The organism is Gemmatimonadales bacterium, from assembly GCA_036279355.1.
Classification (GTDB): domain Bacteria; phylum Gemmatimonadota; class Gemmatimonadetes; order Gemmatimonadales; family GWC2-71-9; genus DASQPE01.
In genome coordinates this window covers 1-11,385 of sequence record DASUJH010000042.1, presented here as the reverse complement: position 1 = coordinate 11,385, position 11,385 = coordinate 1, and the positions used below count along the sequence as shown (strand labels likewise).

The window sequence follows — 11,385 nt, the reverse complement described above, 5'->3', positions numbered from 1 at the left end:
ATGACCGGCGGCGTGGGCGCGCAGCAGGTCCGCGATTTCTACCTTCGGTATTTCATCGGCCGGCATCCGCCGGACGCCACGCTCGTGCCGCTCACGCGAACCGTGGGCGAGAGCCGCATCGTGGATGAGCTGCTCTACCAGTTCACGCACACGATCGAGATGCCGTGGATGCTGCCGGGGATGGCGCCCACGGGGCGGCGCGTCGAGGCGGCGCTCGTGGTGGTTGTCGACTTTCAGGACGGCAAGATCAGCGCGGAGCGGATCTACTGGGACCAGGCGTCGGTGCTCGCGCAGATCGGCGCCCTCAACGCTGGGCAGCTGCCGGTGACCGGGGCCGAGGCGGCGCGCAAGGTTCGGGAGCCCGCGCGCGAGCCTTCGAATGGGCTGATTCCACGAGACGGCCCGGCGGACGCGAGAGATCATCATCCACGATGACCAGGGTCACACGTTCTACCTTGGAGAGCCGCTCCAGCAGGTGAGGTCCCCGAGAGGAAGGTCGTATGGAACCTTGGAACATCAGTGTGCTCATACCGATCGTGGGGATCGTCGCGTTCGCGGCGATCAGGATCGCTCGCATGTACGCCCCGCATTCCACATCGCCACCGGCCGACGTGGCCGCGCGATTCGAGGCACTCGAGCGGAATGTCCAGAGTCTCGAGGAGCAGCACGCGGAAACGCTGGAACGGCTCGATTTCGCGGAGCGTCTGCTGAGCCAGGCCCGGGAGGAGCGGCGAATTGAGGGCTGAAGCGGGAGTTGAGTTCGGGCCGGCTGCATGAAAAGCGTCACCGGCATCCAGCTTGCCGCGGTTGCCCTCGCACTCGTGACGCTCGTCATGCTCGCGCGTGCGGCGGCCGAGTGGGAAAGGGAAGGGGCCGAGCCGCCCGCCGCGCCATCGGGAGGCAGCCGTCGGCGCGGCGGCGTGATTCTCCTCTTCGTGCTCCTGGTCCTGCTCGGCGGGCTCTGGGCAGTCGCCGGGCCGGCGGGCTGGCCGCGGGATCGCGTGCTCTGGGTCGGGTTCGGCGCGTTTCTGGCGGGGATGACGCTGACCCGGCCGTGGTGGTTCTGGGGGCACTACAAGGCGCGCTGGCTCCGCGGGCTCATCGGCGACGAGGCGACCGCGTTCCTGTACCTGCTGCTCGCCGGGGCGATGGTCTGGATCGGGCTCTTTACCAATTGGAGTTTCGGAAGGCGCTGAGAAGTAGCAGCGGCGAACGTCGTTCTCACCCCCGACAAGCGGGAGAGGCGCCTGTGAATCGGCTGTTTGGCTTCATCGGCACCACGCTGGGCAGCTACGCCGGCTGGTGGCTCGGCGATCACGTGGGGATTATGACCGCCGTCATCGTGAGCGGTATCGGGGCCGGTGTGGGCCTCTGGGCGGGCGTGCGCTACGCGAACGAGCATTTCGGGTGAGCCTCTCGCTCGAGATGCTGCCGGATGTGCTGGCGATCTGTCGGCTCGCTCCGGACGCAGCCGTCCCGAGCTGGGCGGCGCAGGCGAGCCGGTTCATCACGATCAGCCGCACGCCCGAGGAGCTGTCGATCACGACAGTGCAGGACCTCGTGCCGCCAGAGGTCCGGTCCGAGCGCAACTACCGGGCATTGCGGGTGCGGGGCACGCTGCCGCTCGATTTGATCGGCGTTCTGGCGGCGATCGCGGTGCCGCTCGCGGATGCGGGGTTGAGCATCTTCGCGATCTCGACGTTCGAGACGGACTACGTGCTGATTCGCGCGGACGATATGGAGGCGGCGGTGCGCGCGCTCGAGCAGGCGGGGCACCGGGTGGAGGGGTGAGGATGGCACTTATGACGGTCACCCTCCCATACAGGTTCGACACCGCCGCCATCACCAAGACGATTCTGCGCGGCGTGCTCGGCCTGCTGGTTATCGTCGTCGCGGGGATTATCTATTCCTTATGGCTCGCACGCCGCGCCGCGGCCATCCAGCTCTCCCTCGTGGGTGCGTTCATGGCGTGGTTCGGCCGGGTCGTGGTTTTGCGGTACCAGGAACGCCGCGCCGCGGCGTGAGAGATCGGCGATGCAGTCGCCGTCCCGGCAATCCGGCAATATGGTGAGAAGGCCAACCCGCTCCGTGCGCAGCGCTATGACGACCTCAGAATTGCTCGCATTCATGCGTGAACAGCGGCTTGCCGTACAGGCCTCGGCCGGCCCGGGGAATACGGTCCAGGCGGCGCTGGTCGGCATCGCCGTCACCGACTCGTTCGAGCTCGTCTTCGATACGCTGGATACGACGCGTAAGGCACAAAACCTTCGTCGCGCTCCCAGCGTCGGCTTTGTCCTTGGCGGCTGGCATGCGGGCGACGAGCGCACGGTCCAATACGAAGGCATCGCCGACCAGCCGGCGGGAGACGACCTCGACAGACTCAAGGCCGCATACTTCCACGTCTGGCCCGATGGCCGGGCGCGCCAGTCGTGGCCCGGGCTCATCTACATTCGTGCGCGCCCCACCTGGATTCGCTACAGCGAATTCAATCGCAACCCACCCACGATCGTGGAATTTACCGCCAGGGAGCTGGGCGCTCCGCCGGCCAAGCAATGCTGAAAGCGGCAGCACGCAACAGCAGAAACGGAGTACCCCAATGACCCAAACGCAGCCAATCGTCGTCCAGCCGGGCGAGGGCCGAGACCTGCACGCCTTCGGCGACGTGATCTCGGTCATGCTCGGCGGCGCGGAAACCAATCAGAAACTGACGGTCATGTTCGACACCACGCCACCCGGCGCCGGTCCGCCACCCCACGTGCATAGCAGAGAAGACGAACTGTTTCTTGTGGTCGACGGCCGCGTCAGCTTCTTCGTGAATGGAGGCTGGACGGAGGCGGGGCCGGGCAGCGCGGTGTACTTGCCGCGCGGCTCCGCGCACTGCTACAAGAACACGGGCACGACGCCGAGCCGGCAGTGGATCCTCACCACGCCCTCGGGGTTCGAGCAGTTCTTCGCGCGCTGTGCCGACGAGTTCGCCCGCGCGAGCGGTCCGGACATGGAGCACATCGTCGGCTTCGCCCGCGAGCAGGGGATCGAATTCCTCGCCCAGAGTTGAGCCGTGAACCGGACCGGCGGCGTGATCCCCGACCTGCGCGATACGGTCCTCGATACCTGGCGGACCAGCAATCGGGTGACCGTCTTTCTGGTCGAGCAGCTCTCGCCCGCGGTGTGGGTCGGCGCGATTCCGGGTGCGCCCCGCCGCAGCATCCGAATGATCGCGGGTCACCTGCACAACAGCCGATGCATGTGGATCAAGACGCTCGGTCAGGAGCTCGGCATCGCGGTGCCGCGCAGCGTCGATCGCCGGCAGGTCGGGCGCGCCGAGCTGGTGCGGGCGCTCGATCGGAGCAGCCGGGGAATCCTGAGCCTCCTCGAACTCGGTATCGAGCATGGCGGCAGGATCCCGGCCGCTTCGACCTACATCTGGCGCAATCTTCCGCTCGACGTGGGGCACGTGCTGGGCTACTTCGTCGCGCACGAGGCGCACCACCGGGGCCAAATCGTGATGGCGGCCCGCGCGCTGGGCCACCGACTCCCGCCGGCGGTGACCGAAGGCCTCTGGCAGTGGACGAAGCGCGGAGCGGAGGCAAAGGCCGCGGGAACGGCTCCATGAGCGTGGTCGCACGTGTCGCCGCGCGGCTCTGACGCTGCCGTGCCGTTTGATCGGCAGCCCGTGCTCCGCGGAGAGCTCCTCGAGCTGCGGCCGCTCCACGCGGACGACTTCGAGGCGCTTTATCGGGTCGCATCCGATCCACTTCTCTGGGCGCAGCACCCGGAGCGAGATCGCTACAAGGCGGCGACGTTCCGGGCGTTCTTCGCCGATGCGCTCGGGTCAGGTGGCGCGCTCGTCGCCCTCGACCGAGCCAATGGCCGGATCATCGGCTCGTCGCGCTACTTCGGCTACGATCCGGAGCGCAGCGTCGTCGAGATCGGCTGGTCATTTCTCGCGCGCGCGTACTGGGGCGGTCTGTACAACGGCGAGATGAAACGCCTGATGCTGGAGCACGCCTTCGCGTCGGTGCAGCGCGTCATCCTCATCATCGGGCCGGAGAATCGGCGAAGCCAGCGGGCCGCGGAGAAGATCGGCGCGGTGCGCGCCGGCACGATGACGAATGCGCGGGGAGAGGAACGTCTGGTATACGAGCTCACGCCGGCGCTCTATGCAGGCCGACGGCACCAATAGCAAGCGAGATTGCAAGTGTCACGGTTGCGCGTGCAAAGCTTCGCCGTTTCCATCGATGGGTATGGCGCCGGGCCCAACCAGGACCTGGAGCATCCGCTCGGCATCGGCGGTGGGGGGACGAGCCGCCGTATCACACGGCCGTGTTCGTGCTGACCCATTATCCGCGAGCGACGGTGAGGATGGCGGGCGAAACGGAATTTCACTTCATCACCGGCGGCATCCAAGCCGCGCTCACGGAAGCATTCGCCGCCGCCGGCAATCTCGACGTACGCCTCGGCGGCGGTGTTGCGGGCATTCGGGAATACCTGGCCGCCGCGCTGATCGATGAGCTGCATCTCGCCGTCCGGCCGATCCTGCTCGGCTCGGGCGAGCATCTCTTCACCGGCCTTGACCTGCGCGCCCTGGGCTACGAATGCGAGCGCTCAGTGGCCGGGGAGCGTGCGACACACGTCTTTCTCCGGAAGCGTGGATGACACCCCAGCTCACGTCGGCGTCCATCGTGCAGCTATTGCGGGAGCGGGGGGGCAAGGAGCGATGGGCGATTTGCGGGTACAGCTCAAGAAGGGCCGCGACGGACCGCCGAGCCTTACCGCGATCCGTCCCGACGGCTCGCGCACGTGGAGCCGGGTGCATCGGTTTTTCCCGCTGCACGACCTGCTCCACTACACGGTCGAGACGACGCTCGGCTTCCGGGAGGCGTTCTTCGGATTGCTGGCGGCGGGTTGGGCGCTCGACGATTTCACGGCGCCGCACGCACGCGCACGGCTGCCGGCCGAGGCGGGTTGGGCCGAGAACATCGTGGGGCTGCTCGATCAGGAGCGGGCGCGCGGCGGCGAGTACGACGCCGAGACCTTCAACGCGGGGCTCGGAGCCGCTCTCGTCGATCAGGGGTGGCCCCCGTGGCGCGAGCTCGCCGAGGCGGAGCTCGTCGCGATCCGGCGGGCGCACCGCGAGCTGGCCGCGCGATGGCAGGCGCTGGCACCGGGCGAGCAGCTCGAGTTGATCTTCGCGGCCTCGGCGTCTCCGGTCCGACCGACTCGCTCAGACTGAGGCGGTAATTCCGGCGACGCGCCGGCGGAGCCTCGCCGCGATAAAGAGGTAGAGGCTTGCGGCAATCAGGAGATAGAGGCTCGAGCCATCGCGGCGCGCGAGAGGAAAGACGCGCGGTCGAGCGGCGGGACGGCGTGGCCCGACAACGAAAGATGGATGGATGCCCGACCCTCTCGTCCTCATCGCAGGCGCCGGTCCCACCGGCCTCGTTCTCGGAGTCTGGCTGACCAGGCTCGGCATTCCGGTGCGGATCATCGACAAGGCGGCGGAGCCCGGGACCACCTCGCGCGCGCTGGCGGTGCAGGCGCGCACGCTCGAGTTCTACCACCAGGTCGGGCTCGCGGATGCGGTGGTCGCGGGCGGCGTCAAGATTGAAAATCTCAACTTCTGGGTGAAGGGCGAGAAAGCCGCGCGAGTGCCGCTCGGGCGCATCGGCGAGGGGCTCAGTCCCTACCCTTTTGCGCTGGTCTATCCGCAGGATGCTCACGAGCGATTGCTCACCGAGCGATTGGAGGCGCTGGGTGTGCGGGTGGAGCGGCGGACGGAGCTGCTCCGCTTTGCGCAGCAGGAGGACGGGGTGCGCGCGACGATCCGCCGCCCCGACGGCGGCGAGGAGGATTGCGACGTCGCATACCTCGCGGGCTGCGACGGCGCGTCGTCGACCGTGCGGAACGCGCTCGCCATCGGTTTTCCGGGCGGCACGTACACCGGACACTTTTACGTGGCCGACGTCGAGGCGAGAGGCCCGGCGATCAACGACGAGCTGCACGTCGATCTCGAGGACGCCGACTTCGTGCTCCTCTTTCCGCTCAAGGGTGACGGCCGCGCGCGCCTGGTCGGCATCGTGCGTGACGCGCCGGACAGCGATGCCGCGAAGCTCACGTTCGACGACGTGAAGGGCAGGGCGATCGAGCATCTCAGGCTCGACGTGGAGCGGGTGAACTGGTTCTCGACCTATCGGGTGCATCACCGCGTCGCGCAACGGTTCCGCGGAGGGCGCGCGTTCCTGCTGGGCGATGCCGCGCACATCCATAGTCCGGTCGGCGGGCAGGGGATGAACACGGGCATCGGCGACGCGGTGAACCTGGCGTGGAAGCTCGCCGGCGTGCTCAGGCACGGCGCGCCGGACACGCTGCTCGACACCTACGAGCCGGAGCGGATCGCCTTTGCGCGGCGGCTCGTCGCCACGACGGATCGCGCGTTCACGCTGGTGACGAAGCGGGGCGCGGTCGCGCGCTTCGTCCGCACGCGGATCGTGCCGCGGGTGGCGCCGCTGCTCTTTCGGATACCGGCGTTCCGCCGGCTCGCGTTCGAGACGGTGTCGCAGATCAACATCAGCTATCGCGAGAGCGCGCTCAGCGCCGGCGGCGGGGGTGACGTCCGCGGCGGGGATCGACTGCCCTGGGTCGAGCTCGGGTCGGGGGAGGAGAATTTCGCGCCGCTCACGGCGCTCGATTGGCAGGTACATGTCTATGGCGAAGTGCGGCGCGGCGTGGCGGAGGCGTGCGCGGAGCTGGGGCTCCCACTCCACGAATTCGCGTGGGAGGCGGGCACGGGGCGCGCGGGGCTCGAGCGCGGGGCGCTCTATCTCATTCGGCCGGACGGGTACATCGCGCTGGCGGACGCGGGAGGCGAGGCGGAGCGGTTGCGCGGTTATTTCGCCGAGCGCGGTTGGCGGAGGCAGCATCTATGAGCCGGACCGAGCTGGCGGACTTTGTGACCCGGTACGCTGCGGCGTGGAGCAGTGGGGATCCCGCCGAACTTGCGTCGTTCTACGCCGAGAGCGGATCACTCACGGTGAATGGCGGCGCTCCGTCGATCGGACGGAATGCGATCGCCGCGACGGCGCGGGACTTCATGACCGCATTTCCCGATATGGTGGTGACGCTGGACTGGCTGAGTGAGGAGCGCGGCCACCCGATCTTCCATTGGATCTGGACGGGGACGAATACCGGCCCGGGTGGGACCGGCAGGGCCGTGCGGCTCAGCGGGCATGAGGAGTGGACGCTCGGCCCCGATGGGCTCATCATGGAGTCGAAGGGGCATTTCGACGAGGCGGAGTACGAGCGGCAGCTGGGGTCGGGGCCGACCGACGCCGGCGGCCTGCCGTTTCCGACTCTGCACATGAAACGCGCAGCACAGTGAGGGCGCGCTCGCGCCTGGCCGTACTCGGCACGACAGTCTCGCTCGGCGCATGCCAAAGCGCGCCGGCGCCTCAGATCATCGACATCACCGCCGTCAACTACGCCTTCCGCGCGCCGGCGTCGGCCACGCCCGGCCCGACCCGATTCCGCCTGATGAATGGCGGCACCGTCCCCCACGAAGTCCAGTTGTTCCGCTTCCGGCGCGCCGAGGCACGACCGGATGGGGATGTTCGCGGTGCTGCCGGTCGTCCGCGGCGCGCGCCGACCCGGGGATGACTCGAAACCGCGCCGCGGCCGATCCCGTCATATGGGTTTCGACCCGCGCCCGAACACACCTGACGGAAAGGAATCCCTCATGGACAGCGTGGTGCACTTCGAGATGCCGTACGAGAATCGCGAGCGGATGGTGAAGTTCTACCAGTCGGCCTTCGACTGGCAGACGCAAGTGCTCGGCCCCGAGATGGGCAACTACGTGCTCGTCACCACCACCGAGAGCACCGAGGCCGGCCCGATCAAGCCCGGCGCGATCAACGGCGGCTTCCACGGCAAGAGCCCCGGCAGCCCGACGACGGGCCCGTCGGTGGTCATTGCGGTGGGCGACATCGCACGCTCGATGGAGAAACTCGCCGCGTCGGGCGGCAAGGTGCTGGGTGAGCCGATGGACATTCCGGGCGTCGGACGCTACGTGTCGTTCGTGGATCCGGAAGGCAACCGGGTGAGCCTGCTCCAGCCGCTGCCGCGGACGGCGCGCGGATAGCGCATACGGAACTGCGACACAGGAGAGATCATGCCGGCCAAGCACGGGAGCAAGGATGAGCTCCAGCACATTCCCGGCATCGGCCCGAGCCTGGCGCGGGATCTTCGCGCGCTGGGCATCCGGCGCATCGCCGATTTGCGCCGGCGTGATCCGGAACGGCTCTACCTGCGACTCAACCGACTGCGTGGCGCGCGCCAGGACCCGTGCGTGCTGTACGCATTCAGGTGCGCCGCGTACTACGCGCGGACTGCGCGGCCGCGGCCCGAATTGCTCAAGTGGTGGAACTGGAGGGATCGCGCGCTCGCGAAGGCGTGAGGGCATTGCTTCTCACCATCACGTACATCGGCGGCCCGACCGCGCTCCTCGAGCTCGGCGGCCTGCGGGTGCTGACCGACCCAACCTTCGACCCCGCCGGGAGCGAGTATCGCACACCCGTCTACCGGCTCCGAAAGACGCAGGGGCCGGCGCTTTCGGCCGAGGCGGTCGGGCCGGTCGATGTGGTGCTGTTGAGCCACGATCAGCACTTCGACAATCTCGACCGCGCCGGTCGCCGCCTGCTCGAAACCGCCGCTCGAGTGCTGACGACGGTGGATGGAGCCGCCCGGCTCGGTGGCAACGCCGTGGGCCTGGCGCCCTGGCAGAGCTACGAGCTGGCGACGCGCGACGGCCGCACGCTCCGCATCACGGCCACGCCGGCTCAGCACGGACCGGCCGGTGCCGATCGGGGGCCGGTGATCGGGTTCGTGCTTGCGTTCGCGGAAGATTCGGCGCGCGCCGCGTACGTTTCGGGCGACACCGTCTGGTTCGGCGGAGTGGCCGAGGTGGGCCGGCGATTCGCGCCGGGCGTCGCCGTGCTCTTCATGGGCGCGGCCCGGGTGCCTGAGGTGGGCCCTGCGCACCTCACGTTCACTGCGGAGGAAGCCGTCCGCGCGGCGCGCGCCTTGCCGGACGCCCGGATCGTGCCGCTCCACTTCGAGGGCTGGGAGCATTTCTCGGAGTCTCGCGCGGCGGTCGTGCGCGCGTTCGCCGCAGCGGGGCTTGCCGATCGCCTTTGCTGGCCAATTCCGGGGCAGGCGGTGGAACTCCCATGAACCTGAACCAGGTCACGCTCCCGGCGGCGGACGTCGCGGCCGCCGCGGCCTTCTACCAGCGCCTCGGCTTTCGTCTTATCGTGGACGCGCTGCCCCGCTACGTCCGGTTCGAGTGCCCCGACGGCGACAGCACGCTCTCGCTCGAGCACGCACCGGAGCGCGGCACGGGCCCGCGCCCGATCGTCTTCCTTGAATGCGCGCAGCTCGACGAGACCGTTGCGCGACTCATGGCCGCCGGCATCGCGTTCGATTCCCCGCCGACCGATCGCGACTGGCTCTGGCGCGAGGCAAGGCTGCACGACCCCGCCGGCAACGAGCTGTGCCTCTACTCGGCGGGCCGCAACCGGCGCTACCCGCCGTGGCGGGTGGGGTGAGCCGGTGGGCCATCAACGTCCGGCGTGGCGCCGCTCCAGCCATGCACTGATCTCGGTGGCCTCGCTGTCGTAACGCGCCTGGACGCCCGCCTCGAGTCGCGCGAAGGCCGGCGGAAGATGCTCGCCGTGGACCGGCAACGCGGAGAGATCTTCACCGGCAAGCGCGCGCTCGCCGAGCGCGGCCGTATGCGCCACGACATCGTCGAAGAGCGCCCTGCCCAGCGCGGGGGAGGCCTCGGCGGGCGCGCCCCAGTATCCGTTCCAGTCGGGGCGCTCCGACGTGCGCGCAAAGCATCGGGACCTCGGAATCGAAGGGCAGGGTAGTATGCTTCACCGGCGTGCGCACGCAAAATACCGATGAGGGCCTGCTTATGCCGAACGGAAAGATCTGTTACCTCGAAATTCCGACCGACGACGTGGAGCGCTCCGCGCGCTTCTACACCGACGTGTTCCGCTGGACGACTCGGGTTCGCGGCGACGGGCAGCACGCCTTCGACGACACGACCGGCGCGGTGAGCGGCGCGTGGGTGCTCGGGCGGCCGCCGCAACGCGAGCCCGGTATGCTTGCGTACATCATGGTCGACAGCATCGAGCGCACGCTGGCGGCAGTCACGAAGGGAGGGGGTCGCGTGATGACGCCGCTGACGGCGCTTCACGCGGCCGGGGAGGCATTCGCCACGATCGCCGATCCGGCGGGCAACGTGGTCGGGCTCTATCAGGAGCCAGGGCAGCAACGGGGGTAGAGGCGGTAGGGCGGCAAAGGGCGGGAAGGGCGGCAATAGAAAGGCGGCCATCCGGATGTACGGACTGATTGGAAAGATGGCCGCGGTGCATGCGGCCATCGCCAAGGGGCGGCCGCTCATCGCCGGCTTAAGCTCCCGCGTCGAGACCGCGCTGCTCGGCGGGCTCGGTCTACCGGCCGATGGCCGCTAACGCCGCGGACTACCTGCGCCGTCAATTCGACACGGCGTGGAAGCTCGCCTCGTTTCACCTCGACGGACTCACCACTCAAGAGTGCCTCTGGCGCCCCGCCGCACGCGGCTTGCATGTCCGTCAGACGTCCGACGGAAGCTGGCGCGCGGATTGGCCCGAGCGTGAGGGATACGACATCGGTCCGCCGAGTATTGCGTGGGTCACGTGGCACATGGGGTTCTGGTGGTCGATGGTGCTCGACCACTCGTTTGGCGAAGGGACGCTCGCGCGCGAAGACGTGCCGTGGCCCGGCACGGGCGAAGGCGTGCGCGGGAAGCTCGGCGGCCTCAAGGAGCGGTGGCGCGTGGTGCTCGACCGGATCACGGCTGAGGATCTGCAATCCACGCGGCGAACGCGCTGGCCCTTTCAGGACCGCCCGTTCGGCGACGTCGTCGCATGGGTCAACGTCGAGCTCACCAAGAATGCGGCGGAGCTAGGGTACGCGCGGTTTCTGTACGCTGCGTCGGCGCAGCCCGCCGGCTGACCGGCCCACCTCCTGGAGGCGTTTGCGATGCGGCGAATCATGATCTCGTTCATCACGATCCTGTTGGCCGCCGGCGGCGCACCGTCGCTGGCGGCACAGGTCGCCCCGGCCGTGCCGGCGGAGGCCGGGGCCGCGGCTCAGGCCATGGTCGACCGGTTCGTGGACTCCTGGAACCGGGCCGACGGCGCCGCGTACGGCAAGAACTACTGGCCCGAGGCGGAGTTGGTCGATCCGATCGGGATCATCAGCCGAGGCCGGGAGGCGATCGTGCAGGAGCACGTGGACCTCTGGGCCGGGCCGTTCAAGGGCAGCCACATAGAAGGAAAGGTG

Annotated in this window: 23 protein-coding genes; 22 read left to right on the top strand and 1 reads right to left on the bottom strand. The window is 68.7% G+C overall.

Annotated features, from left to right (window positions below):
• The 18 genes from VFW66_10530 to VFW66_10445 form a co-directional block, all read left to right on the top strand.
• A partial coding sequence (locus VFW66_10530) for an ester cyclase (protein HEX5387127.1) occupies positions 1 to 435 on the top strand: 435 nt, incomplete at its 5' end.
• Positions 436 to 575: 140 nt separating this feature from the next.
• Positions 576 to 746 (top strand): hypothetical protein, encoded by a 171-nt coding sequence (locus VFW66_10525; protein ID HEX5387126.1) that lies wholly within the window; start codon positions 576 to 578, stop codon positions 744 to 746.
• Between the two features lie 27 nt (positions 747 to 773).
• A complete protein-coding gene (locus tag VFW66_10520) occupies positions 774 to 1,196 on the top strand; it encodes a hypothetical protein (GenBank protein HEX5387125.1) in 423 nt (140 codons plus the stop codon).
• Between the two features lie 53 nt (positions 1,197 to 1,249).
• Positions 1,250 to 1,411, top strand: coding sequence for a hypothetical protein (locus tag VFW66_10515; GenBank protein HEX5387124.1), 162 nt, complete (start codon positions 1,250 to 1,252; stop codon positions 1,409 to 1,411).
• Positions 1,408 to 1,791 carry an ACT domain-containing protein gene (locus tag VFW66_10510; GenBank protein ID HEX5387123.1) on the top strand — a complete coding sequence of 128 codons (384 nt, stop codon included), beginning with the start codon at positions 1,408 to 1,410 and terminating at the stop codon, positions 1,789 to 1,791. Before VFW66_10515 ends, VFW66_10510 begins: the two co-directional genes overlap by 4 nt.
• 11 nt (positions 1,792 to 1,802) lie before the next feature.
• On the top strand, positions 1,803 to 2,024 hold the full coding sequence (locus tag VFW66_10505; protein ID HEX5387122.1) for a hypothetical protein: 222 nt from the start codon (positions 1,803 to 1,805) through the stop codon (positions 2,022 to 2,024).
• Between the two features lie 10 nt (positions 2,025 to 2,034).
• On the top strand, positions 2,035 to 2,559 hold the full coding sequence (locus tag VFW66_10500; protein HEX5387121.1) for a pyridoxamine 5'-phosphate oxidase family protein: 525 nt from the start codon (positions 2,035 to 2,037) through the stop codon (positions 2,557 to 2,559).
• A gap of 37 nt (positions 2,560 to 2,596) precedes the next feature.
• Complete coding sequence (locus VFW66_10495) at positions 2,597 to 3,055, top strand: cupin domain-containing protein (protein ID HEX5387120.1); 459 nt, start codon at positions 2,597 to 2,599, stop codon at positions 3,053 to 3,055.
• A 3-nt stretch (positions 3,056 to 3,058) separates the two neighbouring features.
• Positions 3,059 to 3,613: a DinB family protein gene (locus VFW66_10490; GenBank protein ID HEX5387119.1), complete on the top strand. Its 555-nt coding sequence runs from the start codon at positions 3,059 to 3,061 to the stop codon at positions 3,611 to 3,613.
• Positions 3,614 to 3,652: 39 nt separating this feature from the next.
• The gene (locus VFW66_10485) at positions 3,653 to 4,183 is read left to right on the top strand and encodes a GNAT family N-acetyltransferase (protein HEX5387118.1); all 531 of its coding nucleotides are present in this window, start codon (positions 3,653 to 3,655) and stop codon (positions 4,181 to 4,183) included.
• Between the two features lie 140 nt (positions 4,184 to 4,323).
• Positions 4,324 to 4,656, top strand: a complete 333-nt coding sequence (locus tag VFW66_10480) for a dihydrofolate reductase family protein (protein HEX5387117.1) — start codon at positions 4,324 to 4,326, stop codon at positions 4,654 to 4,656.
• Between the two features lie 61 nt (positions 4,657 to 4,717).
• A complete protein-coding gene (locus VFW66_10475; GenBank protein ID HEX5387116.1) occupies positions 4,718 to 5,233 on the top strand; it encodes a hypothetical protein in 516 nt (171 codons plus the stop codon).
• A 160-nt stretch (positions 5,234 to 5,393) separates the two neighbouring features.
• Complete coding sequence (locus VFW66_10470) at positions 5,394 to 6,926, top strand: FAD-dependent monooxygenase (GenBank protein HEX5387115.1); 1,533 nt, start codon at positions 5,394 to 5,396, stop codon at positions 6,924 to 6,926.
• Positions 6,923 to 7,378 (top strand): nuclear transport factor 2 family protein, encoded by a 456-nt coding sequence (locus VFW66_10465; protein ID HEX5387114.1) that lies wholly within the window; start codon positions 6,923 to 6,925, stop codon positions 7,376 to 7,378. Before VFW66_10470 ends, VFW66_10465 begins: the two co-directional genes overlap by 4 nt.
• 354 nt (positions 7,379 to 7,732) lie before the next feature.
• A complete protein-coding gene (locus tag VFW66_10460) occupies positions 7,733 to 8,134 on the top strand; it encodes a VOC family protein (GenBank protein ID HEX5387113.1) in 402 nt (133 codons plus the stop codon).
• Between the two features lie 30 nt (positions 8,135 to 8,164).
• Positions 8,165 to 8,449, top strand: a complete 285-nt coding sequence (locus VFW66_10455) for a helix-hairpin-helix domain-containing protein (protein HEX5387112.1) — start codon at positions 8,165 to 8,167, stop codon at positions 8,447 to 8,449.
• Positions 8,446 to 9,225: an MBL fold metallo-hydrolase gene (locus tag VFW66_10450; GenBank protein ID HEX5387111.1), complete on the top strand. Its 780-nt coding sequence runs from the start codon at positions 8,446 to 8,448 to the stop codon at positions 9,223 to 9,225. The genes VFW66_10455 and VFW66_10450 overlap by 4 nt, the downstream gene beginning before the upstream one ends.
• Entirely contained in the window at positions 9,222 to 9,599 is a 378-nt protein-coding gene (locus VFW66_10445) for a VOC family protein (GenBank protein HEX5387110.1), read from the top strand. The genes VFW66_10450 and VFW66_10445 overlap by 4 nt, the downstream gene beginning before the upstream one ends.
• 12 nt (positions 9,600 to 9,611) lie before the next feature.
• On the opposite strand, the gene VFW66_10440 is transcribed toward VFW66_10445, so the two are convergent.
• Positions 9,612 to 9,794, bottom strand: coding sequence for a hypothetical protein (locus VFW66_10440; protein ID HEX5387109.1), 183 nt, complete (start codon positions 9,792 to 9,794; stop codon positions 9,612 to 9,614).
• 176 nt (positions 9,795 to 9,970) lie between these two features.
• Here VFW66_10440 and VFW66_10435 point away from each other — a divergent pair, with 176 nt between their 5' ends.
• The 4 genes from VFW66_10435 to VFW66_10420 all read left to right on the top strand — a co-directional run.
• On the top strand, positions 9,971 to 10,342 hold the full coding sequence (locus VFW66_10435; GenBank protein HEX5387108.1) for a VOC family protein: 372 nt from the start codon (positions 9,971 to 9,973) through the stop codon (positions 10,340 to 10,342).
• Positions 10,343 to 10,397: 55 nt separating this feature from the next.
• Entirely contained in the window at positions 10,398 to 10,532 is a 135-nt protein-coding gene (locus VFW66_10430) for a hypothetical protein (protein HEX5387107.1), read from the top strand.
• Positions 10,522 to 11,055: a DinB family protein gene (locus VFW66_10425; GenBank protein ID HEX5387106.1), complete on the top strand. Its 534-nt coding sequence runs from the start codon at positions 10,522 to 10,524 to the stop codon at positions 11,053 to 11,055. The genes VFW66_10430 and VFW66_10425 overlap by 11 nt, the downstream gene beginning before the upstream one ends.
• A 27-nt stretch (positions 11,056 to 11,082) precedes the next feature.
• Positions 11,083 to 11,385: hypothetical protein (locus tag VFW66_10420; GenBank protein ID HEX5387105.1), on the top strand; the 303-nt coding region annotated here is incomplete at its 3' end.